The 23,404-nt window shown below is 63.1% G+C and carries 21 protein-coding genes; 7 read left to right on the forward strand and 14 right to left on the reverse strand.

Annotated features, from left to right (window positions below):
• The first annotated feature begins 80 nt into the window (after positions 1-80).
• Entirely contained in the window at positions 81-2,288 is a 2,208-nt protein-coding gene (priA, locus tag AB5Y68_RS00850; RefSeq protein WP_080769955.1) for a primosomal protein N', read from the forward strand.
• Here priA and AB5Y68_RS00855 read toward each other — a convergent pair.
• Positions 2,285-2,824, reverse strand: coding sequence for a TetR/AcrR family transcriptional regulator (locus AB5Y68_RS00855; protein WP_039039676.1), 540 nt, complete (start codon positions 2,822-2,824; stop codon positions 2,285-2,287). The genes priA and AB5Y68_RS00855 overlap by 4 nt on opposite strands.
• Positions 2,825-2,974: 150 nt before the next feature.
• Here AB5Y68_RS00855 and AB5Y68_RS00860 point away from each other — a divergent pair, with 150 nt between their 5' ends.
• Positions 2,975-3,370, forward strand: coding sequence for an HPP family protein (locus AB5Y68_RS00860; RefSeq protein ID WP_039039699.1), 396 nt, complete (start codon positions 2,975-2,977; stop codon positions 3,368-3,370).
• 52 nt (positions 3,371-3,422) lie between these two features.
• On the opposite strand, the gene ompA is transcribed toward AB5Y68_RS00860, so the two are convergent.
• The 6 genes from ompA to ilvG form a co-directional block, all read right to left on the reverse strand.
• Complete coding sequence (gene ompA, locus AB5Y68_RS00865) at positions 3,423-4,553, reverse strand: porin OmpA (RefSeq protein WP_039039677.1); 1,131 nt, start codon at positions 4,551-4,553, stop codon at positions 3,423-3,425.
• 248 nt (positions 4,554-4,801) lie between these two features.
• Positions 4,802-6,334, reverse strand: a complete 1,533-nt coding sequence (gene ilvA, locus AB5Y68_RS00870; protein ID WP_039039678.1) for a threonine ammonia-lyase, biosynthetic — start codon at positions 6,332-6,334, stop codon at positions 4,802-4,804.
• Positions 6,335-6,398: 64 nt separating this feature from the next.
• The gene (ilvD, locus tag AB5Y68_RS00875; RefSeq protein WP_039039679.1) at positions 6,399-8,240 is read right to left on the reverse strand and encodes a dihydroxy-acid dehydratase; all 1,842 of its coding nucleotides are present in this window, start codon (positions 8,238-8,240) and stop codon (positions 6,399-6,401) included.
• A 146-nt stretch (positions 8,241-8,386) separates the two neighbouring features.
• Positions 8,387-9,331 (reverse strand): branched-chain amino acid transaminase, encoded by a 945-nt coding sequence (locus AB5Y68_RS00880; RefSeq protein WP_039039680.1) that lies wholly within the window; start codon positions 9,329-9,331, stop codon positions 8,387-8,389.
• 12 nt (positions 9,332-9,343) lie between these two features.
• Positions 9,344-9,601, reverse strand: a complete 258-nt coding sequence (gene ilvM / locus AB5Y68_RS00885) for an acetolactate synthase 2 small subunit (RefSeq protein ID WP_010676086.1) — start codon at positions 9,599-9,601, stop codon at positions 9,344-9,346.
• Complete coding sequence (gene ilvG / locus AB5Y68_RS00890) at positions 9,598-11,244, reverse strand: acetolactate synthase 2 catalytic subunit (protein ID WP_039039681.1); 1,647 nt, start codon at positions 11,242-11,244, stop codon at positions 9,598-9,600. Before ilvG ends, ilvM begins: the two co-directional genes overlap by 4 nt.
• Positions 11,245-11,628: 384 nt before the next feature.
• On the opposite strand from ilvG, the gene AB5Y68_RS00895 reads away from it, so the two are divergent.
• From AB5Y68_RS00895 to AB5Y68_RS00905, 3 genes are all read left to right on the forward strand, one after another.
• The gene (locus AB5Y68_RS00895; RefSeq protein WP_039039682.1) at positions 11,629-13,146 is read left to right on the forward strand and encodes a YifB family Mg chelatase-like AAA ATPase; all 1,518 of its coding nucleotides are present in this window, start codon (positions 11,629-11,631) and stop codon (positions 13,144-13,146) included.
• 132 nt (positions 13,147-13,278) lie between these two features.
• Entirely contained in the window at positions 13,279-14,178 is a 900-nt protein-coding gene (locus AB5Y68_RS00900; protein WP_039039683.1) for an acyltransferase, read from the forward strand.
• Between the two features lie 7 nt (positions 14,179-14,185).
• Positions 14,186-15,142, forward strand: a complete 957-nt coding sequence (locus AB5Y68_RS00905) for an acyltransferase (RefSeq protein WP_039039684.1) — start codon at positions 14,186-14,188, stop codon at positions 15,140-15,142.
• On the opposite strand, the gene AB5Y68_RS00910 is transcribed toward AB5Y68_RS00905, so the two are convergent.
• Positions 15,088-15,573: a DUF523 domain-containing protein gene (locus AB5Y68_RS00910; protein WP_039039685.1), complete on the reverse strand. Its 486-nt coding sequence runs from the start codon at positions 15,571-15,573 to the stop codon at positions 15,088-15,090. The two genes, AB5Y68_RS00905 and AB5Y68_RS00910, sit on opposite strands and share 55 nt — an antisense overlap.
• 76 nt (positions 15,574-15,649) lie before the next feature.
• On the reverse strand, positions 15,650-16,300 hold the full coding sequence (locus tag AB5Y68_RS00915; RefSeq protein WP_039039686.1) for a DNA mismatch repair protein MutT: 651 nt from the start codon (positions 16,298-16,300) through the stop codon (positions 15,650-15,652).
• A gap of 74 nt (positions 16,301-16,374) precedes the next feature.
• Between AB5Y68_RS00915 and AB5Y68_RS00920 the strand changes: the two genes are divergently transcribed.
• Together AB5Y68_RS00920 and pncB are read left to right on the forward strand one after the other, a co-directional pair.
• On the forward strand, positions 16,375-17,010 hold the full coding sequence (locus tag AB5Y68_RS00920; protein WP_039039687.1) for a nicotinamidase: 636 nt from the start codon (positions 16,375-16,377) through the stop codon (positions 17,008-17,010).
• 101 nt (positions 17,011-17,111) lie between these two features.
• Positions 17,112-18,290 carry a nicotinate phosphoribosyltransferase gene (gene pncB, locus AB5Y68_RS00925; RefSeq protein ID WP_010676094.1) on the forward strand — a complete coding sequence of 393 codons (1,179 nt, stop codon included), beginning with the start codon at positions 17,112-17,114 and terminating at the stop codon, positions 18,288-18,290.
• A gap of 74 nt (positions 18,291-18,364) precedes the next feature.
• Here the strand turns inward: pncB and AB5Y68_RS00930 are convergent, their stop codons facing one another.
• The 5 genes from AB5Y68_RS00930 to AB5Y68_RS00950 form a co-directional block, all read right to left on the reverse strand.
• Positions 18,365-18,973 (reverse strand): thiol:disulfide interchange protein DsbA/DsbL, encoded by a 609-nt coding sequence (locus tag AB5Y68_RS00930; protein ID WP_010676095.1) that lies wholly within the window; start codon positions 18,971-18,973, stop codon positions 18,365-18,367.
• Positions 18,974-19,182: 209 nt separating this feature from the next.
• Positions 19,183-20,172, reverse strand: a complete 990-nt coding sequence (locus AB5Y68_RS00935; protein ID WP_039039688.1) for a serine/threonine protein kinase — start codon at positions 20,170-20,172, stop codon at positions 19,183-19,185.
• Positions 20,173-20,246: 74 nt separating this feature from the next.
• A complete protein-coding gene (gene ccoG, locus AB5Y68_RS00940) occupies positions 20,247-21,695 on the reverse strand; it encodes a cytochrome c oxidase accessory protein CcoG (protein ID WP_010676097.1) in 1,449 nt (482 codons plus the stop codon).
• A 197-nt stretch (positions 21,696-21,892) separates the two neighbouring features.
• Positions 21,893-22,156, reverse strand: a complete 264-nt coding sequence (locus AB5Y68_RS00945; protein ID WP_039039689.1) for a YihD family protein — start codon at positions 22,154-22,156, stop codon at positions 21,893-21,895.
• 30 nt (positions 22,157-22,186) lie between these two features.
• On the reverse strand, positions 22,187-23,341 hold the full coding sequence (locus AB5Y68_RS00950) for a diguanylate cyclase (RefSeq protein WP_039039690.1): 1,155 nt from the start codon (positions 23,339-23,341) through the stop codon (positions 22,187-22,189).
• Positions 23,342-23,404: the final 63 nt, after the last annotated feature.

Here is a 23,404-nt window from a genome sequence, read left to right on the forward strand (position 1 = left end):
ACAGTTTCAAAGGCTGCGAATAATATAGGAAACGCCTGAGATCAGGCAAGTGGCTTCGCAGAAAAAATAGGCAACCCCTGGTGAATTCTTCCCAAACGCTGGATCTGGTTCGTGTGGCTGTGCCGGTGCCGTTACGCCGTCATTTCGACTATCTCTCTCCCCTGCCCTTGCCTGCCCCCGGTTGCCGGGTCGAGATCCCGTTCGGCCCGCAGACCCTGGTTGGTCTGGTGGTGGATCACCCGACCGAGAGCCAGGTCCCCCGCAACAAATTAAAGCCCTTGAAGAGGGTGCTCGACAGCGCCCCCGTGCTGGGGCCCGACATTCTGGCGCTGATGGCCTGGAGCGCCGGTTACTACCAGCACCCGCTGGGGGAGGTACTGCCCCACGCCCTGCCGGTGCTGGTGCGCAAGGGGGAGCCCGCCGCCTATCGGGAGCTGGAGTTCTGGTTTGCCACCGAGGCCGGCATGGCCATCGACCTCAACGAGCTCAAGCGGGCGGCCAAGCAGCAGCAGGCCCTCGCCTTGCTGCGCAAGGGGCCGCAGACCCCCTCCGCCCTCAAGCAGGAGGAGATCCAGAGCGCGGCCCTCACCGCGCTGGAGAAGAAGGGACTGCTGGAGAAGCGCTCGCTGGAGCCGAGCCATGATGGCGACTGGGCCACCCGCTTCGAGCCGGGTGAGGGGCTGCGCCTCAACGGCGAGCAGGCGCTGGCGGTCTCCGCCGTCACCAGCCAAAGCGACCAGTTTGGCGCCTTCCTGCTGGACGGCATCACTGGCTCCGGCAAGACCGAGGTTTACCTGAGCATCCTCGAGCCCCTGCTCAAGGCAGGCAAGCAGGCGCTGGTGATGGTGCCCGAGATCGGCCTCACTCCGCAGACCATCAACCGCTTTCGCCGCCGCTTCAACGTACCGGTGGTAGCGATGAACTCCGCCATGAACGACAGGGAGCGGCTCGACGCCTGGCTCGCCTGCCGCGACGGCGGCGCCGCCATCCTGATCGGCACCCGCTCCGCGGTGTTCACCCCATTTCACAACCTCGGCATCATCATCATCGACGAGGAGCACGACGGCTCCTTCAAGCAGCAGGACGGTTTTCGCTACCACGCGCGGGATCTGGCGGTGATGCGGGCTCATCGTGCCGGTATCCCCATTTTGCTTGGCTCGGCTACCCCGTCGCTGGAGACGCTGCACAACGCCCGCAGCGGCAAGTATCACCACCTCACGCTCACTCGCCGCGCCGGCAACGCCCAGACTGCTCGTCAGGTGATCCTGGATATCAAGAACGTGCGGCTACAGGCCGGGCTCTCCCCCCAGCTGGAACAGCTGATGGCAGAGCATCTGGCGGCGGGCAACCAGGTAATGCTGTTTCTCAACCGTCGTGGCTATGCCCCGGCTCTTATCTGCCACCAGTGCGGCTGGAGTGCCGCCTGCGAGCGCTGCGACGCCTGGTACACCTGGCACCAGGCCGGGCGACGGCTGCACTGCCACCACTGCGACAGCGTGCGCCCGTTGCCCCATCACTGCCCCGAGTGCGGCAGCAGCGAGCTCATCGGCTCCGGGGTCGGCACCGAGCAGCTGGAGCAGCTGCTCGGCACCGTGTTCCCGCAATATCCGGTGGTGCGCATCGACCGGGACAACACCCGCCGCAAGGGGGAGCTGGAAACGCACCTCGGCGACATCAAGGCGGGCAAGTACAAGATCCTGATCGGCACCCAGATGCTGGCCAAGGGCCACCACTTCCCGGACGTGACGCTAGTGGGCCTGCTGGATGTGGATGGCGCCCTGTTCAGCGCCGATTTTCGCGCTGCCGAGAAACTGGCCCAGCTCTACACCCAGGTGGCGGGCCGGGCTGGTCGTGCCAGCAAACCCGGGTTGGTGGTGCTGCAGAGCCACCATCCCGAACACGCCCTGCTGCAGGATCTGACCCAGAACGGCTATGGCCACTTCGCCGACACGGCGCTGAAAGAGCGCCGCCTGCTGGGGCTGCCACCGTTCAGCCATCAGGGACTGTTCCGGGCCGAGGCCAACGGTCGCGACGAGGTGCAGCTGTTCCTCAGCCGTCTCGCCGATACCCTGCGCAGCGCCCGCTATCCCCAGGTGCAGGTGCTGGGGCCCATCAGCGGCTTCATGGAGCGCAAGGCGGGCAAGTTTCGCATGCAGCTGCTGGTGCAGGGGCCCAGCCGGGCGCCACTGGCCCAGCTGCTCGACTGGGCGGTGAAGGAGCTGGAGGGGTGGCCCGAGACCAAGCGGGTGCGCTGGAGCCTGGATATCGACCCCACGGAACTGAACTAGCGCGGCTCTGCCAGCACGGCCTCCGCCAACACCCTGGCCTGTTCCAGAGCCAGGGGCTGCTGATAGCTGTGGGCCATCACCACGGCCCCTTCCAGCAGCAGGCATAATCCGGTGGCCTGCACCTCGGTGCATTCGAGGGCCTCCCTGACCCAGTTCAGCAACGCCCGCTTGTGGGCCACCACCAGCTTGCGCACCGGATGGCGAGGATCGGAGAACTCGGCGCTCGCGTTGATGAAGTTGCAGCCGTAGAAGTCACTGCGACCAAACCAGTCCGCAAAGCCATCGAGCAGCGCCAGCAACCTGGCCTCCCGCCCCGACACCCCATCCATCCTGGCATCGAGCAGGGCAAAGAACTCCGCATCCCGCGCCATCAGCACCGCTTCGATCAAGGCATCCTTGGTGGGGAAGTGGCGATAGAGGGTGCGTTTGGTACTGCCTGCCTCGGCCCAGATGCGATCGATGCCGGTGGCGTGAAAGCCGTGACGATTGAACAACCGATAGGCTGTCGTCATCAGCTGTTGCCGTTTGTCGCTCATGGTGACTTTCCTCTTGAAGTACACCGATCTGTCTACCTAATGTCGCAGGCTGGATCAAGTGATCCGGCACAGACAAGGAGACAGGAGATGGAAACAAGACGATGGCGAAGTGCCTGGCTGGCAGGGCTCGGTGCCTGCCTGGCCATAATGTTGCTCGGCTGGCTGGACATGAGCTGGCAGTCGACCCTGTTGATGGCACCGTTCGGGGCAAGCTGTGTGCTGCTCTTCTCCCTGCCGGACAGTCCGCTGGCCCGTCCGCAGAACGTGCTGGGAGGCCACCTGTTATCGGCCACCGTGGGGTTGGTGGTGCAATTGCTCCCGCTACCGATGGAACTCAAGCTGTCGCTGGGTGTGGGCCTGTCCATTGCACTCATGCAGGGACTGGGCCTGATCCACCCACCCGCCGGAGCCAATCCACTGTTGATCCTGCTCACCACCCAGTCCTGGCCTTTCCTCTGGCAAACAGTGCTGCCCGGCGCCTTGCTGCTGATCATGGTGAGTCATTGCGCCAGGCGGCTGCAAACGTCACGACTCACACCCACATAAACAACGAGGGGGCCAAGGCCCCCTCGTTGTTTAATAGCAAGGCAAAGATGGCTTATTCGGCGATCTGGGAGACCCCGGTCAGGCGCACCTCGACCCGGCGATCCGGGGCCAGGCAGGCGATCATCTGAGCCTTGGCACCATCCGGGCAGCTGCCCCCGGTCACAGGCGAAGACTCTCCCCGCCCTTCGGCACGCACCTTGTCGGCAAACAATCCCTTGGCGATGAGATAATCCGCCACCGTGCGGGCACGCTGTTCGGAGAGGGACTGGTTGTAGGCCTCCGAGCCGATGCGGTCGGTATGACCGATCACCGTCGCCACCCCGTCTTTCGGATTGGCCGCCAGGATCTGGGCAAACAGGTTGTCGAGGGCCTGACTGGCGGCTGGCTTCAGGGTCGCCTTGTTGAACTCGAACAGCACATCGGAATCCAGGCTGAACTGTTTCTCCACCAGCACGGGGGCCGGGGCGGGCGCAGGTTCGGGCGCAGGCGTTGGTGCCACCGGCTCGTCGCCGATCTGGCCGAAGCGATAGAGCATGCCGACCGACAGCAGGCCGTTGTCCATCTCGATGCCTGACTCGTCGAGGGAAGTCTTGCCAAGGGGTGTGGTGTACTGGTATTCGAGGCGGGCGGCCCAATCCTTGTCGATGGCGTATTCGACCCCCAGCGCCCCGACAAAGGCGGCACCATGATATTTGTTGCCCTCATGGGATTCGGAGAGGCTGCTGGTGCCATCGCTGGCCCTGACGTTGAGTGAGCTCTCGGTCCAGGCATAGGCCCCCCCGAGACGGCCGTAGATATCCAGTGCCGAGGTTGCAGGCAGGATGATCTTCATGGTGGCCTGCACCATCTGGGCCTTGGCCTCGCCATCGAGTGCGAAATCAACCCCGTTACCCGAGTAGTGCTTGTCCACCTGATACTTGCCGAGCCAGTCATAGCCGAGCTCAATCGCCACGTTTCTGTTCACCTGATAACCGGCAAACAGCCCCAGACCGAGATCATCGCTGTTCTCGTTCACCTTGGTTGCATCGAACAGCTCTTCGACCTGAGCGTTGTAATCCACCCCGTAATAATTTGACCAGCCGGCCTTGCCGCCGACATACCAGGTGTTGTCCTGGGCGGCAGCATGCACCGTCCCTGTTGCCATCAAAGCGCCGATCAGGACGGCGAGCATAGATCTGTTCATGGATGAGCCCCTGCAATGAATTGTTATGACGCTGCTGCGTCTCTCTTCCCTGACGGGGCTCTGAACCCAAGCCCCGCATTCAGATTATCCCATCTGCAACCAGCCTCAAACGACCAGGGACTCAGGAGTGTGATATTGGCGACATTATCAGCCACCGTGCCCCCAATCATGGGGGCCGGCGCGTTGCCCATAAAAAAACGAAGAGCCGGGCTCTTCGTTTTTCATCTGGCAAGGGGATGGCTCCCCGCTCACTGACTGCCCTGGCTCGCCAGGAACAGGCGGTAGGCGGGATCCTCGCTCACCTCTTTCCAGCCGTAGCCAATCTCGTGCAGGTAGTCGTGGAAGGCGGCCACGTCCTCGTCCGGCAGCTCGAAGGCGCAGAGCACCCGTCCGTAGTCGGCGCCGTGGTTGCGGTAGTGGAACAGGCTGATGTTCCAGCGGCAGCCCAGGGTCTCGAGGAAGCGCATCAGGGCACCCGGCTGCTCCGGAAACTTGAAGCTGTAGAGGCGTTCACCGAGGGGCCGGGCCGGGCGGCCGCCAATCATGTAGCGCACGTGGTTCTTGGCCAGCTCGCTCTCGGTCATGTTGACCACCGGATAACCGTTGCCGCCGAGTTGATCGATGATCTGGCCCAGCTCCTCGTCACCGCCGGTGAGGCGCACCGAGACGAACAGCGACGCCTGCTCGGCATCGGCGTAGCGGTAGTTGAACTCGGTCACCATGCGGGGCCCCAGCTGACGGCAAAAGTCGAGGAAGGCCCCCTTGCGCTCGGGGATGGTCACCGCCAGCATGCCCTCGCGCTTCTCGCCGATCTCGCAGCGCTCCGACACGTAACGCAGGCTGTGGAAGTTGACGTTGGCGCCGGACAAAATGGCCGCCATCCGACCACCCTTGACCTGCTCGCGCTCGCTGTACGCTTTCAGGCCCGCCAGGGACAAGGCCCCCGACGGCTCGGCGATGGCGCGGCAGTCATCGAAGATGTCTTTCAGTGCGGCGCAGATCTGGTCGTTGGAGACGGTCACCACCTCGTCCAGATACTGGTTGCACAGGCGGAAGGTCTCCTCGCCGATGCGCTTGACCGCCACCCCGTCCGCAAACAGGGAGACCCGCTCCAGATTGACCGGCTCGCCGGCCGCCAGCGCAGCCTTGAGACAGGCGGAGCCCTCCGCCTCCACCCCGATCACCTTCACATCCGGCAGCAGCTGCTTGATGTAGACCGCCACCCCGGCGGCCAGGCCGCCGCCGCCCACCGGCACGAAGACGTGGGTGAGGTGGGTATCCTGCTCCAGCAGCTCCTTGCCGATGGTGCCCTGGCCGGCGATCACCTCGACGTCGTCGAACGGCGGGATCAGGGTATAGCCCTCCAACTCGGCGAGTCGGCGGCTCTCGCCGTAGGCCTCATCGAAGCTGTTGCCAAACAGCAGCACGTTGCCGCCCTGACGGCGCACCGCGTCGATCTTGATGTCCGGCGTGGTCTTGGGCATCACGATGATCGCCTTGATGCCGAGCTTGGCGGCCGACAGGGCGACCCCCTGGGCGTGGTTGCCGGCGGAGGCGGCGATGACGCCGCGTTCTTTCTGCTCCTGGGTCAGGGTGGCGATCTTGTGGTAGGCGCCGCGCAGCTTGAAGGAGTGAACCGGTTGCAGATCCTCCCGCTTCAGGCTGACGTGATTGCCAAGCCTGTCGGAGAGTTTCTTCAGGGTTTGCAAAGGGGTGACTCTCGCCGCCTCGTAGACGGGGGAGAGCAGTACCTTGCGTAGATAATCCGCCGCAGAGACCATGGTTTATACCCCCGTCTCGTGGCGAAGGGCGCGCAATGCGCCCATATCATGACTGTTCATTCTCTCACTCCCCCAGCAGGGTGCGATCGCGCACCGCGCCCTTGTCGGCGCTGGTGGCGAACATGGCGTAGGCACGCAGGGCAAAGGAGACCTCGCGCTGACGATCGACCGGCTTCCAGCCACGGGCAGAGACGGCGGCGCGACGGGCAGCCAGCACGCTGTCGGCCACCTCCAGCACCATGCTGCGGGCCGGGATGTCGATGTTGATGATGTCGCCATCCTCCACCAGACCGATAGTGCCGCCAGAGGCCGCCTCCGGGGAGACATGGCCGATGGAAAGACCCGAGGTACCGCCGGAGAAGCGACCGTCGGTGATGAGGGCACACGCCTTGCCCAATCCCATGGACTTGAGATAGGTGGTGGGATAGAGCATCTCCTGCATGCCGGGGCCCCCTTTCGGGCCCTCGTAGCGGATCACCACCACTTCACCGGCTTTCACCGTGCCGTCCAGAATGCCGCTCACCGCGCTCTCCTGGCTCTCGAATACCCGGGCCGGGCCGCGGAAGGTGAGGTTCTCCTCATCCACCCCGGCGGTCTTGACGATGGCCCCGTTGAGGGCAAGGTTGCCAGCGAGGACCGCCAGGCCACCTTCCTGGCTGTAGGCGTGATCGAAGGAGCGGATGCACCCCTCGGCGCGGTCCAGATCCAGCTCGGGCCAGCGGCAATCCTGACTGAACGCCTTGGTGGTACGGATGCCGGCAGGGCCTGCACGGTAGAAGTCGTGAACCCCCTTGTCATTGCTGCGGCTGACGTCATATTCGGCCAGCAGCTCCACCAGGGAGGTGCCCAGCACGTTGCGGGTATCCCCGTGCACCAGGCCCGCTTTTTCCAGCTGACCCAGGATGGCGACCACGCCGCCGGCGCGGTGCACGTCTTCCATGTGGTACTTCTGGGTGGAGGGCGCCACCTTGCAGAGCTGGGGCACCTTGCGGGACATGCGGTCGATGTCGGCCATGGTGAAGTCGACACCCGCCTCCTGGGCTGCCGCCAGCAGGTGCAATACCGTATTGGTGGAACCGCCCATGGCGATGTCGAGCGCCATGGCGTTCTCGAACGCCGCCTTGGTGGCGATGTTGCGCGGCAGTGCCGAGGCATCGTCCTGCTCATACCAACGCTTGGCCAGAGTGACGATACGCTGGCCCGCCAGCTTGAACAGCTGCTCGCGGTCGCTGTGGGTCGCCAGCAGGGAGCCGTTGCCCGGCTGGGAGAGACCCAGTGCCTCGGTCAGGCAGTTCATGGAGTTGGCGGTGAACATGCCGGAGCAGGAGCCGCAGGTGGGGCAGGCGCTGCGCTCGATCTGATCGCTCTGGGCGTCGGAGACCTTGGGGTCGGCGCCCTGGATCATGGCGTCCACCAGATCCAGCTTGATGATCTGGTCGGAGAGCTTGGTCTTGCCCGCTTCCATGGGGCCGCCGGAGACAAAAATGACCGGGATATTGATGCGCAGGGCAGCCATCAGCATCCCCGGGGTGATCTTGTCGCAGTTGGAGATGCAGACCATGGCGTCGGCGCAGTGGGCGTTGACCATGTACTCCACCGAGTCGGCGATGAGTTCGCGGGACGGCAGGGAATAGAGCATGCCACCGTGGCCCATGGCGATGCCGTCATCCACGGCGATGGTGTTGAACTCCTTCGCGACCCCGCCAGCCGCCTCGATTTCGCGGGCGACCAGCTGGCCCAGATCCTTGAGGTGGACGTGGCCCGGCACGAACTGGGTGAAAGAGTTGACCACGGCGATGATGGGCTTGCCGAAATCCTGATCGGTCATGCCGGTGGCACGCCAGAGGGCGCGGGCCCCGGCCATGTTACGTCCGTGGGTGGTGGTGGCGGATCTCAACTTCGGCATTGTCTCTACTCCCTGAATGCCCCTGGGGCGCATTGTCTTTCAACATGAATGTGTGATTCGCGGATCGGGAATCGATCCTGGTGAAGGCACCTCGGGGAGCCTTCACCGGAAGCGACTCGGGGAGGCGTGACGCCTCCCCGCTATCATCAGTCGTTGACCGGCGTCAGCCAGCCCCACTTGTCTTCGGTCTTGCCGTTGAACAGGCCGAAGAAGGCGTTCTGCAACTGCTCGGTCACCGGGCCACGGCAACCGGCGCCCACCTTCATCCGATCCACCGAGCGCACCGGGGTCACCTCGGCGGCGGTGCCGGTCATGAAGATTTCGTCTGCGACGTACAGCGCTTCACGGGGCAGCGCCTGCTCGCGTACCTCGTAACCCAAGTCGCGCGCCAGCGTCATGATGGTGTCGCGGGTGATGCCGGGCAGGATGGCGGCGGTGGCGGGCGGTGTGAACAGCACGCCGTTCTTCACCAGGAACAGGTTCTCCCCCGCCCCTTCGCTCAGATAGCCGTTCACATCCAGCGCCAGCCCCTCGGCGAAGCCGTTGCGCTTGGCCTCGCGGCTGATGAGCTGGGAAGAGAGATAGTTGCCCCCCGCCTTGGCACCGGTCGGGATGGTGTTGGGAGCGAGCCGGTTCCAGGAGGTGACGCACACATCCACCCCGTTTTTCAGCCCCTCTTCTCCGAGGTAGGCGCCCCAGGGCAGGGCCGCGACCATGAGGTCGGCCTTGGCATCCAGCGGCGGATGCAGCCCCAGCCCCACGTTGCCGACAAAGGCCAGCGGGCGCAGGTAGCCGCTCTTCAGGCCGTTCTCGCGCACCACGGTGCGGCAGGCTTCATTCACTTCGGACTCGCTGTAGGGGACGTCCATCCAGTAGATCTTGGCGGAGTCGAACAGGCGGCGGGTGTGCTCCTGCAGGCGGAAGATGCAGGTCCCCTTGGGAGTGTCATAGGCCCGCACCCCCTCGAACACCGAGGATCCGTAATGCAGGGCATGGCTCATGACATGCACCTGGGCATCCTGCCAGGGGACCAGCTTGCCGTTGAACCAGATGTATTGAGGGTGGGCGGCGGATTGGGAAGGCTGTGACATTGGCTTGGCTCCTTAAGCTCTGATCCGGGGTTGCTGTTCCAGTGCATCGACCCGGGAGACATCCACCAGCTTCACCAGCTGGCTCCACAACTGCTGGATGGGACGTACCGATTCGACAGTAACCGTGATCCGCAGCTGTTGGCAATCCTGCTCCATGTTGAGGGCGCAGAGATTGAAACCGCGGTGACGGACCACCCGCAGCACCCGCTCCATCACTTCGGGTCTGGGTTGGGCATGGATTTCCAGGGTGCTGGTATTGAGCTGGTTCATGGGCGTTGCTCCATCATCTTGTGGTTGGCGACTCCTGGCGGCACCAGGGGCCAGACATTTTCTTCCTCTGAAATAGCCACATGCAGCAGATAGGCACTCTCGCTCGCCAGCAGGCGATCCAGTGCCGGACCTATCTCTTCCTTGCATGTGATGGTCTCGCCGGGGATGCCGAAGGCGGCAGCCAGGGCGACGAAATCGGGGTTGTCGGACAGATTGGTCTCGCTGTAGCGACCGTCGAAGAACAGCTCCTGCCATTGGCGCACCATGCCGAGGCGCTGGTTGTCCAGCAGCACCATCTTCACCTTGAGCCGGGCCCGGCGGATGGTGCCGAGCTCCTGCACGTTCATCATGAAAGAGCCGTCCCCGCTCACCAGCACCACCTCGTCATCGGGGCGCGACATCTTGGCGCCGATGGCGGCGGGCAGGCCGAAGCCCATGGTGCCGAGGCCGGCACTGGACAGGTGGTTGCGCGGGCTGGTGAAACGCATGTGCTGGGCCACCCACATCTGGTGCTGACCCACGTCGCAGGCCACCACGCTGGTGTCAGGCAGCTGGCTTGAAAGCTCTTTGAGCAGGGCCGGGGCGTAGATGGCCTGACCCGGATGGTCGTAGCGGAAGGCGTATTCCCGAGCCATGGTGGCGCAGTGCTCGCGCCAAGGGTCGAGGGTCAGCGTCATCGCCAGGGCGGGCAGCACACGCTTGAGATCCGTGGTGATCCCCACATCGGCGGCGCGACGCTTGCCGAACTCGGCGGCGTCCACATCCAGGTGGATCACCTTCGCCTCGGGGGCAAACTCTTCCAGCTTGCCGGTCACCCGATCATCGAAACGGGCGCCTACTACCACCAGCAGATCGCACTGCTGTACCGCCAGGTTGGCGGCCTTGGTACCGTGCATGCCGAGCATGCCCAGATAGACGGGGCTGTCGGGGTCGAGGGCACCTATCCCCTTGAGGGTGGTGACCGCCGGCATCCCCGTGGTGGCGGCAAAGTCGCGCAGCTGCTGCTCGGCATTGGCCATGCCCACCCCACCACCGACGTAGAGTACCGGACGCTCGGCACCGGCCAGCAGGGTGCGGGCGACCGTCAGCTCGGCCGGATTCAGGGGCTCGGGTTCCTCCACGGCAAACAGCGGGCTTTGAGAAGGAACGGCGGCCAGCTGCACATCCTTGGGCAGGTCGATGAGCACGGGACCCGGACGCCCTTCGGTGGCGATGGCGAAGGCTTCGGCAATAACCCGTCCCAGATCCGCCGGGTCAGTCACCATGAAGGAGTGCTTGGTGCAGGAGAGGGACATGCCGAGCACGTCCACTTCCTGAAAGGCATCGGTACCGACGGCGGCGCAGGGCACCTGGCCGCTGATGGCCACCAGCGGTACAGAGTCGAGCAGTGCCTCCGCGAGGCCGGTGACCAGATTGGTGGCGCCGGGGCCAGAGGTGGCGATGCAGACCCCCACCTGACCGGAAGCGCGGGCATAACCCACCGCGGCCATGGCGGCCCCCTGCTCGTGGCGGCAGAGCTGATGGGCCAGGCCACCGTCATACAGGGCGTCGTAGACCGGCATGATGGCCCCGCCCGGGTAACCAAACACCTGGGTCACACCCTGTTTCTTGAGAGCCTGTACCAAAAACTGCGCGCCGTTCATGTGGAAAATCCTGTCCTTTGGTCGAAAAAAAACCCCCGGGCCGTGAGGCTCGGGGGTCGCTTGTTTCGTTCTGTCCGGTGGTGGGTCTATCCCTTGTTCCGTGCAGCCAAACGAGCCCCGAGCGGTGAGATAATAATCACCACTAGGACCACAATAATGCTGACGAAACGGGAGGCCATGTTCATAGTTACAACCGGAAATCCTGTGAAATGGGAGCGGAGCTTGCCGCGAATGGCTATTAGAACTAGCACGGTGATTTTTATTGGGCAAGCACTTTTTACCTGACAAGACTCTGATTTTAACTGCTCTGAAACCTGACAACTGGAACAAAAAACTAATAAAAAACGGTTAACCAGCATATACATCAAACCAAGGACGGTATTTATGTCATTAGCTGTTGTTTATAGCCGTGCCAGCCTGGGGATAGCGGCGCCGCAAGTCACGGTGGAGGTGCACCTCTCCAACGGCCTGCCCGCCTTCAACATGGTGGGGCTGCCGGAAACCTCGGTGAAGGAGTCGCGGGATCGGGTGCGCAGCGCCCTGCTCAACGGCAATTTCGAGTTCCCGAGCAAACACATCACGGTCAACCTGGCCCCTGCGGATCTGCCCAAAGAGGGGGGTCGCTTCGACCTGGCCATCGCCATCGGCATTCTCGCCGCATCCAAGCAGATACCCGCAAGATACCTGCTCGATCACGAATTTTTAGGGGAATTGGCCCTGACGGGCGAGATCCGCCCCGTGCTTGGGGTGCTCCCCTCGGTGCTCGCCTGCCGCGACGCAGGGCGCACCCTGCTGGTCCCACGGGAGAACGGTCCGGAGGCTTCCCTCATACAGGATGCCGAGGTGCGCACCGCCCACCAGCTGCTGGCAGTCACCGCCTGGCTGGCGGGCCAGTACGAACTACCGCTGCCGGAACCCCAGAGCGCGGAGATCCTGCCCGACGTGCCGGATCTGCAGGATGTGATCGGTCAGTCCCAGGCGAAGCGGGCGCTGGAGATCGCCGCAGCTGGCAGCCACAACCTGCTGTTCATCGGCCCCCCCGGCACCGGCAAGAGCATGCTGGCCAGCCGTCTGCCCGGCATTCTGCCACCGCTGAGCGAACAGGAGGCGCAGCAGACCGCCGCCATCCACTCCATCGGCGGCCTCACCCCCCGCGCCGGCCACTGGCACCACAGGCCGTATCGCACGCCCCATCACAGCGCCTCGGCGGTGGCGCTGGTGGGCGGGGGTACCCATCCCAGGCCTGGCGAAATTTCCCTCGCCCACAACGGGGTACTGTTTCTGGATGAACTGCCGGAGTTCGAGCGCAAGGTGCTCGACTCCCTGCGCGAGCCGCTGGAAACCGGGCACATCACCATCAGTCGTGCCGCCCGCCAGGTGGATTTTCCCGCCCGCTTCCAGCTGGTGGGTGCCATGAATCCCAGCCCCTGCGGCCATTATGGCGACGGCCAGACCCGCTCCAGCCCGGATCAGATCCTGCGCTATCTGGGCAAGCTCTCCGGCCCCTTTCTCGACCGGTTCGATCTGACGGTAGAGGTCCCGCTCTTGCCCAGGGGGAGCCTGACCGGCAAGGCGGAGCGGGGGGAATCGAGCCAGCAGATACGCGAACGGGTGCTGGGGGCGCGAGAGCGCATGCTGAGTCGCAGCGGAAAACTCAATAACCTGCTGGATAGTCGTGAAATCGAAGATGTTTGCAGATTATCGCCACAGGATGCCGAGTTTCTGGAAGGTGCCATCCAGAAGCTGGGGCTCAGCATCCGGGCCTGGCACCGCATCCTGCGGGTATCGCGCACCATCGCCGATCTGGCGGGGCACGCCACCATCGAGAGAGCCCATCTGATCGAAGCCCTGGGCTATCGTGCCATGGACAGGCTGTTGTCGCGGCTGCGCGGGGGCCAGTGAGCGGGGGAACGGCAGCAGCCACCACCCGACTCGGAAAGGGCGCCACCATGGTCTAGTCGTGGGCCGGCTGATATTATGGCAACAGATCTGACCACTTGGTTGCCATCCACCGATACGAAGACGGATTCCACCATGCCCAACAAGCTGATAGAGCGACTGCGCGGCAGCCTCTCGACCCTGCTCTATTTCATCAACACCCTGTTCTGGTTTGTCCCCGTCCTGCTGCTTGGCCTCATCAAGCTGCTGCTGCCCTTCAAGGGGGCGCGACGTCTCTGCAACACACTCCTGGACGGCTGCGCCACCCACTGGATAGGTTTTAACAATCTGATCCAGAAAACCATCATCAACACCCCTTTCGATGTGGTCGGAGTGGACAAAGGGCGCCGGAATGAGTGGTATATGGTGATTGCCAACCACCAATCCTGGGTCGACATACTGGTATTGCAGCGGATTTTTAATCAAAAAATCCCCTTCCTGAAGTTTTTCCTCAAGAAAGAACTGATTTGGGTACCTTTTCTCGGTCTGGCCTGGTGGGCGCTGGATTTCCCATTCATGCGGCGTTATTCCCGAAAATTTCTGGAAAAGCACCCGCATCTGAGGGGAAAAGACATAGAAACCACGCGCAAGGCGTGTGCCCGTTTCCGCCATATGCCGGTGAGTGTGATGAACTTCGTGGAAGGGACCCGCTTCACCGTCGGCAAGCACGACAGGCAAGGGGCACCCTATCGTCATCTGCTGCACCCGAGAGCAGGGGGCATCGCCTTCACCCTGGCGGCCATGGGGGATCAACTGCACAAGCTGGTGGATGTGACCATCGCCTATCCCGGCGGCGTCCCCAGCTACTGGGACTTCATGTGCGGTCGGGTCAAGGAGATCAAGGTTCGGGTCCGCTTTCTGCCGATCGAACGCAATCTGGTGGGGGATTACTTCAATGACCCCGAGTTCCAACAAGAGTTTCAACAGTGGTTGAACGGGATCTGGCACGAGAAGGACCAGACCCTGGATAAGCTGCTGGCGGACAAGACGCAGTAAGACACTCATGCCAAACCTGCTCCCGGGCCCCCTGGTGCTGTTCATCAGCGCCGGCCTGACCATACTGTTTACCGCCCTGTGTGCCAGCCTGATCCTGCTGGTTTCTCTGGCCAAACTGCTGCTGCCCGTGCCGGCCTTTGGTCGCGCCTGCAGCCGGCTCAACAATCGCTTCATGGGCCTGTGGCTCGGTTGCAACGCCCTGGTGATCCGCCTCACTACCCGCATAGACTGGCAGATTGAGGACAATACCCGGCTGCGCAAGGATGGCTGGTATCTCATCATCAGCAACCACATGAGCTGGACCGATATCGTGGTGCTCGGCCACCTGTTTCGCAATCGGCTGCCGGTGCCCAAGTTCTTCATGAAGCACGAGCTCATTTACATACCGCTGCTGGGGCTCGCCTGCTGGGGGCTGGACATGCCCTTTATGCGCCGCTATTCGAGAGAGTTTCTGTTAAGAAATCCGCATCTGCGGGGCAAGGATATCGAGACCACCCGCAACGCCTGCGAGAAGTTTCGCCACATTCCCACCACTGTCATCAACTTCGTGGAGGGGACCCGCTTCACCGATCAGAAGCGCGAGGCCGCCCGCTCCCGCTATCGCCATCTCATGCCCCCCAAGGCGGCAGGACTCGCCTTCACCCTGGCAGCCATGGGCGATCAGTTCGACAGCCTGATCAACGTCACCATCAGCTACCCGGACAACCCCGACACCCCCTTCAAGGATTTCCTGATGGGGAAGATGAAGCGCATCCGGGTGCGGATCGAGGAGCTGCCGGTGGACGAGCAACTGGTGGGGGATTACTTCAACGACAAGCAGTTCAAACGCGGTTTCCAGGAGTGGCTGAATGCACGCTGGAAGGAAAAAGACGAGGTGCTGGCGCAGTGGCAGGCGGCCGATGCGGCGGCTCAGACCGATCCGCAGGCAGCCAAGGCGAGCGCCGAGGCCAGCTCGGGCAGCTGATCCTCGCTGAACACCCCGATGCCGTGGCGGCGCAGCAAAGCCGTGGTCTTGCCCTCTCCCGCCAGTGAAACCCCTTCGAAGCGGCCATTGTAGATGCGGCCGCTGCCGCAGGAGGGGCTCCCCTCCTTCAGAAGGGCGAAGCGAATGTCCTGCTGCTGACAGAGGGCCAGCGCAAGGGCAGCGCCCCGATCGAACTCCTCCGTCACATCCAGCCCGCTTTCGGTAACCACCCGCTCCCCCTGGCGCTCGGCAGGGGGGCGTGGCGTCGGCAGGCCACCCGCCACCTCGGGGCAGAAGGCCAGTGCACGTCCCTCGGCTCCCAGCGCCTGCAGCCAGTCGCTGACAATCCCCTTGCTCTGGCCGTCGTAACGCACCGGCTGACCCAGCAGGCAGGCGCTCACCAGCACCTTGTGCATTCCCGTCTCTCCCATGTTTTCACTTCCTGTGTGAGGTGCCAGTGCACCAGACCCGCTATGGGGCGACAATCCGGCTTTCGCAGACATCGGCTTATGCTTCCGCACCGTGCATCACCTGATCGAACATGACGCAGCAGGGGGTCTCCAGCCGATAGAGGATGGCGGGACGTTGCTTGCCGGTGCGCTTGCGTCCTGTGTCCACCAGGATGTCGGCACGGTGGAGCCGCTTGCGAAATGCGGCCGTGTTCATGGGGGTCTGCAGGACGATCTCGAACGCCCGTTGAACCTCGGAGAGGGTGAATTCTGCCCCCAGCAGATGCAGCGGCAGGGTGCTGTAACGGCTCTTGATGCGCAGCCGCTCCAGCCCCATGGCGACCAGCTTGCCGTGATCGAAGGCGAGTTGCAGGCCGGGCAGATCGTCCAGAGGATGCCAGCGACCGCGCACCACCCCCCCATCGGGATCCGCCAGACAGAGATAGACGAGGGTGGTGGACCAGCCGCGGGGATCCCGCTCCAGGTTGCCGAGGGTACAGACCTGCTCGCTGTAGCAGTGCTCCAGCCCCCACTCTGCCAGCAGGCGATGGCGAGCCGCGTCCAGATCCCGATCCCGGGTCTCGTCGATGCGCAGGGCCGGCAACTGCCAGCAGTGGGCAAAGGGGGGGCGATCCCGGGTCTCGAGAAGCAGCTCGAGCCGCTCCTCGCGCAACCGCAGCACCACCATATCCAGACTCATTCTCGGCATCCTGGTCGACCTGCTCGCCTTCTAATAATGTTTGGTAGATAATATCACAAGAATATTATGTGAAGGAGCCATCCATGGGAATCATCGCCAGCCTGGATATTGATGCGCAGAAGGGATTCACCCCCCTCTGCCCGAACGAGCTGCCCGTCGCTGGCGGGGATACCATAGTGGCGGCGCTCAATGCCCAGGCTGCCCTCGCCACCCTGCGAGTCGGCAGCAAGGATGCCCACCCTGCGAACGCCCCCTGGGTGGTGACCGAACCCGGCGCCATGTTGCAGCCCCTTGCACTGGCGAATGCCGATCTCACCTGGCCGGCCCACTGCGTGCCCGGCACACCTGGGTTCGAGCTGCTCGACGGCCTGCCCTCCCCCATCGACTACGACTTCTTCGTCTGGAAGGGGGTCGAGCCGGATCTGCATCCCTATGGCGCCTGCTATCACGACCTGGCAGAGCGGCGCAGCACCGGGCTCATCGAGTTTCTGCACGCCCGCGGCGTCACTACCGTGCTGGTCGGCGGTCTCGCCACCGACTACTGCGTCAAGACCAGCGTGCTGCAACTGCGTCGCGCCGGTTTCCGGGTCATCGTCCACCTCGACGCCTGCCGCGGCATCGCCCCCGAGACAATCGACCAGGCCCGCACCCGGATGATCGAGGCCGGCGCCGAGCTGGCCCAGACCCTGGCCGACATTCAACGCCTGCTGGATGCCTGATATGCCTTCCATTTTCCACTGCCCACCCGACACCGGCGCCCACCCGTCACAGATGCAGCCAGAGTGCGTTGCCCGCGCAGCACTCATCACAGGAGCCTGATATGCCTCCCATCCTCCACAGCCTGCTCGACACCGATGCCTACAAGCTGCACATGCAGCAGGCGGTGTTCCATCGCTATCCGGATGCCGACGTCGTCGCCGAGTTCCACAGCCGCAACGAAGAAGATCTGCTGCCCATGATGGGCCAGATCGAGGAACAACTGCGCCTCGCCGGCTCCCTGCGCCTGACCCGGTCCGAACTCGACTTTCTGGCCGAACGCCCCTTCTTCACGCCCGACTACCTGGACCACCTGCGCCGCAAGCCGCTGGACGCCTCCCTGCTCAAGGTGTTCGAGCAGGATGGCCGCATCAATGTGCGGGTCGAAGGCCCCTGGCAGGACGTGATCCTGTGGGAGATCCCGGTGCTCGCCATCATCAGCGAGATGCGTAACCGCTTCCGTTATCCCCAGTTCGGTGTCAGCCAGGCACTGGAGCGGCTCGATCAGAAGATCGACAAGCTGGAGCGGGAACTGAGCCGGGAGGAGATGAGCGAGTTCAACCTCATCGACTTCGGCACCCGTCGCCGCTTCTCCCTCGCGGTACAAGACGCCGTGGTGGGTCGCCTCAAGGAGCGGCTGCCGGCGTTTCGCGGCACCAGCAACTACCTGCTGGCCCAGAAGTACCGGTTGCCCGCGGTGGGTACCCAGGCTCACGAGTGGTTCCAGGCCCACCAGCAGCTCGGCTTCCCGCTGGAGCTCAGCCAGCGCGCCGCCCTCACCAGCTGGCTGGACGAATTCACCAACCACCTCGGTATCGCGCTCACCGACTGCATCACCATGGATGCCTTCCTGCGTGACTTCGACTTCGAGCTGGCGAGCCGCTACCAGGGGCTGCGCCACGACTCCGGCGATCCCGTGGTATGGGGCGAGAAGGCCATCAGCCACTATCAGCGGCTCGGCATCGACCCTGCCGAGAAGACGTTGGTCTTCTCCGACGGGCTCAACCTCGACAAGGCCGTCGAGCTGCTGCGCCACTTCCGTGGCCGCATCAACACCAGCTTCGGCATCGGCACCAAGCTCACCTGCGATCTGCCCGGCGTCAGCCCGATGAACATCGTGTTCAAGCTGATGGAGTGCAACGGCGGCCCGGTCGCCAAGATCTCCGACAGCCCGGGCAAGACCCTCTGCCGGGATGCGGACTTCATTCGCAACCTCAAGCAGGCCTTCCACGTCGGGGTCTGAGTCAGGCCCGCGAGATGCCAAACAAAAAGCCCGCCGGTTTGCACCGGCGGGCTTTTGTATCGACTCAGGAATGATCAGTCCTTCTTGGCCAGCAGGAATTTCACCAGCTGGTTGAACTGCTCCTGGGAAGTGATGGATTCAATCTTCACCATGTATTTGCCGTTGACCAGGAAGGCCGGCACACCGCGCACATTGTAGCTCTCGGTGTTGCGATCGAACTGGGAGACCATGCCGGAGACGGCGAAGCTGTCGACGGCACCGTCGAACTCCTCGGCCGGCACGCCATTGTCCACGAAGACCTGCTTCACGTCGGCACGGCTCTGGGGGATCTGGCGCTGGGTGTGGATCTTGTCGAAGATGGCCGGGGTCAGCTTGCCTTCCACGTTCAGCAGATTGGCGACGGCGTAGGCACGCTGCATCTCGGGGCCCATTTCACGGCCCAGGAAGGCCACCGGGTTCTTCTTCATCGGCACGCCTTCCGGCAGGCTCTTCTTCAGATCCTCGGCAATCGGCTCGAACTTGGCGCAGTGCGGGCAGAAATAGGAGAAGAACTCCATCACTTCCGGCTGGGCGCTGCCGGTCTGGCTGACCACGTCATAGTTGACACCTTCCTTGAATTGCGGGGCGGCGTGAACCATGGGGATCATCAGCATGGCAGCGAGGAAAAATAGTACTTTTTTCATGACGTTTCCTGTTAAGGGATCACTGTGAGGCACGCCCGGCGAACCGAAGCAGTCCAAGCCTATTGCCTCACCCTCGTGCCGTCAATGGCAAAGGCAGACAGGCGGGACCGCCATCCCGCCTCCCACGGGCACCTTGCCGCTGTGGCAATGGTGCGGGCGACACCACCAACGGACGCCCCGTGGCGTGGCGATCTGCCGGGTTCGCGCCCCTACCACTGCGGCATCAGGCTGAGCGGCGGGGCCTTCAATGCCTCGAGCTGATCATGCAGGGTCGCAATCTGCTGGCGCCAGTAGTGTTCGGTGTTGAACCAGGAGAAGTGGCGGGGGAAGGCGGGATCTTCCCAGCGTCTTGCCAGCCAGGCCATGTAGTGGACGATGCGCATGGCGCGCAGCGGCTCGATGAGCGCCAGCTCCCGCGGGTCGAACTCCATGAACTCCTCATACCCCGCCAGCAGGGTATCGAGCTGGATCTGCTGCTCATGACGCTCCCCGTTCAGCATCATCCAGAGATCCTGGATGGCAGGGCCGGTGCGGCAATCGTCGAGATCGACAAACAGGGGGCCGTCACGCCACAGGATGTTGCCCGGGTGGCAGTCCCCATGCAGGGAGATGCGCGCCACATCCAGGGTCATGGCGTCGCATACGTGCCGGATCAGCTCATCCAGCACCCCGAAGAAGGACTTGGCCAGCCCGCTCGGCAACCACTCGCCTGCCGCCAGCAACTGACGCGGCTCGTGCAGCATGCTCTCCACATCCAGCGGAACCCGGTGATGAAAGGCATGGCTGGCACCGACGCTGTGGATGCGACCGAGGTAACGCCCCACCCACTCCAGCTGGTCCAGGTTGTCCACCTCGAACTGACGCCCCCCAACGCTCTGCCAGATGGCAAACGGGTAGCCCTGATGCTCCAGCAGGGTCTCGCCGGCAAAGGCAATGGGAGCGGCGACCGGGATCTCAGCTTCACAGAGGCGAGCGGCAAACGCGTGCTCTTCCAGGATCTGGGCCCGGCTCCAGCGACCGGGGCGGTAGAACTTCACCACGTAGCGACGGCGATCCTCATCCTGGAACTGATAGACGCGGTTCTCGTAACTGTTGAGCTCGATAAGGCCGGAGTCGATGCGCAAGCCGCTGAGATCGATGGCATCCATGATGAGATCGGGATTGAGGTCGGAATAGTTGAAACGCATGTCATCCACCATAGAAAAGGGGCGCTGTTGCGCCCCATTCTATCACCACTGTCTGCCGTTGCCGTGCATGGCGGTGCGCCTTGCCGTCACAACCTGCTGATAAACTTGCTCGGTTGGCGCAAGGTCCCCTTGCTGTCATCCGGCGCCGCGCCTTCCCGCTTGAGCACGAACTGGACGTCCAGAGTGGGCCGCTTCAGGTTGAAGGGATCCACCGCCAGGCTCACCGGCAGGGTATAGATCTCGCCCGCCTTCAGTGTCACCTCGCGGGGTCCGAACCACTGGTACTCCGGCAGCCCTTCCACGTCCAGCCGGTAGGTCTGGGAGTTCAGGGTCTTGTTGAGGATCTTCAGGGTATAGGTGTTCTCGATGAGCCCTTCACTGTTTTCCCGGAACAGCTGGTTGCGATCCCGCAGGATATCGAGCCCCATGGGCATGATGGACATGGCGTTATAGACGAAGACCCCCAGCATGACGACCATCACCAGGCCATAGCCAATCAGCTTGGGCCGCGCTACCTGGGTTTCACTGTGGGCCAGCTTGTGCTCGGTGGTGTAACTGATGAGCCCCTTCGGATACCCCATCCGCTCCATGGTCTGATCGCAGGCGTCGACACAGGCGCCGCAGTTGATGCACTCGTACTGCAGACCGTCACGGATGTCGATGCCGGTCGGGCAGACCTGCACGCAGAGGTCGCAGTCGATGCAGTCCCCCAGCCCCAGAGCCTTGGGATCGGCCTTGCGACCACGGGCGCCGCGGGTCTCGCCACGCTGGCTGTCATAGCCGACGATGTAGGTGTCCTTGTCGAACATGGCGGACTGGAATCGGGCATAGGGGCACATGTGGATACACATGATGGCGCGCATCCAGCCGGCGTTGCCATAGGTGCAGGCGGCAAAGAACAGCACCCAGAAGATGACCCAGCCTCCCGCCTGCAGGGTGAAGAAATCGGGCACCAGGTGGAAGACATCCTGGAAGTAGGCGACAAAGGTCAGCCCCGTGCCCAGCGACAGCAGGATCCAGGCCAGGTGCTTGGCGCCCTTCCGGGCCAGCTTCTCGCCGCTCCAGGGTGCCGCATCCAGCTTGCGACGCTTGTTGGCGGCCCCTTCCAGCTTCTCCTCGAACCAGATGAACAGGAAGGTCCACACCGTCTGGGGACAGAGGTAGCCGCACCAGACCCGGCCCAGGAAGGTGGTCACGAAGAAGAGGGCGAAGGCCGCGATCATGAAGACCCAGGCCAGCAGGGTGAGATCCTGCGGCCAGATGGTGGCACCGAAGATGTGGAACTGCTGGTGCTCCAGATCGAACAGCACCGCCTGACGGCCGTCATAACGCAGCCAGGGCAGGAGGACAAAGAGCGCGACGAAGAACCAGCCCATGGCCTTGCGCACCCGCTGCCAGTAGCCGGTCTGGGAGCGGACATAGATGCGGTTGCCGGGGTTGAACCTGTCATCTCCCGCCTTGAAGGTGTTGGGATTGAAGGTCCCGGTGACGTCACCGGTCACATCCTTGATGTCGATCTTGTCCTTGTCGGCCATTGCAACACATCGCTCCACTCATATTGTTATGAAAGCGATTATATCTTAAACAACCTGCTAATTGTGTGGGTTAAATGTATCTATAGTTCGAGTCCCGTCGCAATTTCAGGCAACAAAAAAGGCCCATAGCCAGTTGACTATGCGCCTTTTCACAGATTCTCTTGAAACCTTTCTCTGATGGCGATGTGACGGCCGGATTACTTGATGCCGCGTGCCTTGAGCAGGGCCTCCTTGAAGTCGGGCACGTGATCCTTGGCCAGCCCCGGGATCATCGCCTGCTTGTCGGATTCCCGCATCTTGAGGTGGTAGATCAGCATGTCGTCGGTCAGTGCGGACAGGGGACCGTCAAATCCCGCCTCCTTGGCCAGTTTGGCAACAAACTGCACCAGGCTGAGATCCTGCTCCTTGATCCAGGCAGGCTGCAGCAGTTCCAGCAGCTCTTCGATACGATGACATTGCATAGACGACCTCTTTAATCTGTCTTGTGAAACTCAGGCAACCTTACCCATCAAGGCTACTTCGATACGATCCCGGCCATTATGCTTGGCCTGATAGAGCGCCGCATCCGCTTTCTGGATAAGCTCGGCAATGGAGTGATGCTGATCCGGCACCAGGGTCGCCACCCCGAAGCTGCAACTGACCCGCCCCGAAACCCGGGATTTGTGGTGGGGAATGCCGAGGGCTCGCAACGAGGTACGCACCTGCTCGGCGATCTGCATGGCCCCCTGCAAGGTGGTGCAGGGCAGCAGCAGGGCGAACTCCTCTCCGCCGTAACGGGCAGCGAGATCGTCTTCCCGCCGCAGCACTTCGGCCAGCAGGCTCGCCACCTGTTGTAGGCACTGGTCCCCCACCTGATGACCATAGTGATCATTGAACTGCTTGAAGTAGTCCACATCCACCAGCACCAGAGAAAGAGGCGCCCTGGCACGGTGGCAGCGACGCCAGGCGCGCGCCAGGGAGTCGTCGAGATGGGCCCGGTTGGCGATGCCGGTCAGACCGTCGAGGCGGGACGTGAGCTTGAGGTGCTCGGAGACCGCCTTCAGCTCGGCCACCAGATCCGCATTGGAAAAACTGTGGTAGAGAGAGGCCACCTGATCCCGCCGCAGGCGCCGCAGCAGGGTCGGCAGAAAGACGAACAGATACCCCGCCAGCATGCAGGAGACGATACGCTCCTGGGTGTTGCCGCCACTGAGCTCGAACAACATGGCAAACCCGAGGGGCAGCACGGCCCCATAGAGGGTACGACGGCTGCCGAACAGCATGATGGCGCTGCCGGTCAGGATCAGGCTGGAGAGCATCATCATGGCGGCACGATAGGTGTCGGGCAGCTTGTCCATATAGAGCAGCACGCCCAGTGCCCAGACGATGGAGGTGATGGTCACCCCGACAAAGAGTTCGCGCTCGAGCACCGGCAGCGGAAGCTCCGCTAGCCTGGGCTGGCGCCAGCGCAAATGCCACCAGCGCCCCAGCAACAGCAGCAGGACCAGACCGAGCCAGCCCAGCGACTCGCTGGCCGGCAGGTAATCGTGGAACAGCAGGCTCCAGCTGATCGCCAGCAGCCCCAGGCAAGGCAGGCTGAAGGAGGCGTGGGTATAGAGCTGGACCATGATGGCCCGCCGCACCTGATATTTCACACTCTGTGTCAACTGGGTACTCCCTGTACAAGAGCCGCACAGTTTAACACTCCCCTTTCCTGCTCAACAATCAAT

Source organism: Aeromonas sp. R6-1 (assembly GCF_040908165.1).
GTDB classification, from domain to species: Bacteria; Pseudomonadota; Gammaproteobacteria; order Enterobacterales; family Aeromonadaceae; genus Aeromonas; species Aeromonas caviae.

Coding starts and splice junctions, on each gene's coding strand:
- pncB (WP_010676094.1), top strand. CDS start 17,112: ATGCCTCCCATCCTCCACAGCCTGCTCGACACCGATGCCTACAAGCTG.
- AB5Y68_RS00895 (WP_039039682.1), top strand. CDS start 11,629: ATGTCATTAGCTGTTGTTTATAGCCGTGCCAGCCTGGGGATAGCGGCG.
- AB5Y68_RS00930 (WP_010676095.1), bottom strand. CDS start 18,973: ATGAAAAAAGTACTATTTTTCCTCGCTGCCATGCTGATGATCCCCATG.
- AB5Y68_RS00915 (WP_039039686.1), bottom strand. CDS start 16,300: ATGCCGAGAATGAGTCTGGATATGGTGGTGCTGCGGTTGCGCGAGGAG.
- ilvM (WP_010676086.1), bottom strand. CDS start 9,601: ATGAACCAGCTCAATACCAGCACCCTGGAAATCCATGCCCAACCCAGA.
- AB5Y68_RS00880 (WP_039039680.1), bottom strand. CDS start 9,331: ATGTCACAGCCTTCCCAATCCGCCGCCCACCCTCAATACATCTGGTTC.
- AB5Y68_RS00910 (WP_039039685.1), bottom strand. CDS start 15,573: ATGGGAGAGACGGGAATGCACAAGGTGCTGGTGAGCGCCTGCCTGCTG.
- ompA (WP_039039677.1), bottom strand. CDS start 4,553: ATGAACAGATCTATGCTCGCCGTCCTGATCGGCGCTTTGATGGCAACA.
- ccoG (WP_010676097.1), bottom strand. CDS start 21,695: ATGGCCGACAAGGACAAGATCGACATCAAGGATGTGACCGGTGACGTC.
- AB5Y68_RS00935 (WP_039039688.1), bottom strand. CDS start 20,172: ATGGTGGATGACATGCGTTTCAACTATTCCGACCTCAATCCCGATCTC.
- AB5Y68_RS00945 (WP_039039689.1), bottom strand. CDS start 22,156: ATGCAATGTCATCGTATCGAAGAGCTGCTGGAACTGCTGCAGCCTGCC.
- ilvG (WP_039039681.1), bottom strand. CDS start 11,244: ATGAACGGCGCGCAGTTTTTGGTACAGGCTCTCAAGAAACAGGGTGTG.
- ilvA (WP_039039678.1), bottom strand. CDS start 6,334: ATGGTCTCTGCGGCGGATTATCTACGCAAGGTACTGCTCTCCCCCGTC.
- AB5Y68_RS00900 (WP_039039683.1), top strand. CDS start 13,279: ATGCCCAACAAGCTGATAGAGCGACTGCGCGGCAGCCTCTCGACCCTG.
- AB5Y68_RS00920 (WP_039039687.1), top strand. CDS start 16,375: ATGGGAATCATCGCCAGCCTGGATATTGATGCGCAGAAGGGATTCACC.
- AB5Y68_RS00905 (WP_039039684.1), top strand. CDS start 14,186: ATGCCAAACCTGCTCCCGGGCCCCCTGGTGCTGTTCATCAGCGCCGGC.
- AB5Y68_RS00855 (WP_039039676.1), bottom strand. CDS start 2,824: ATGAGCGACAAACGGCAACAGCTGATGACGACAGCCTATCGGTTGTTC.
- ilvD (WP_039039679.1), bottom strand. CDS start 8,240: ATGCCGAAGTTGAGATCCGCCACCACCACCCACGGACGTAACATGGCC.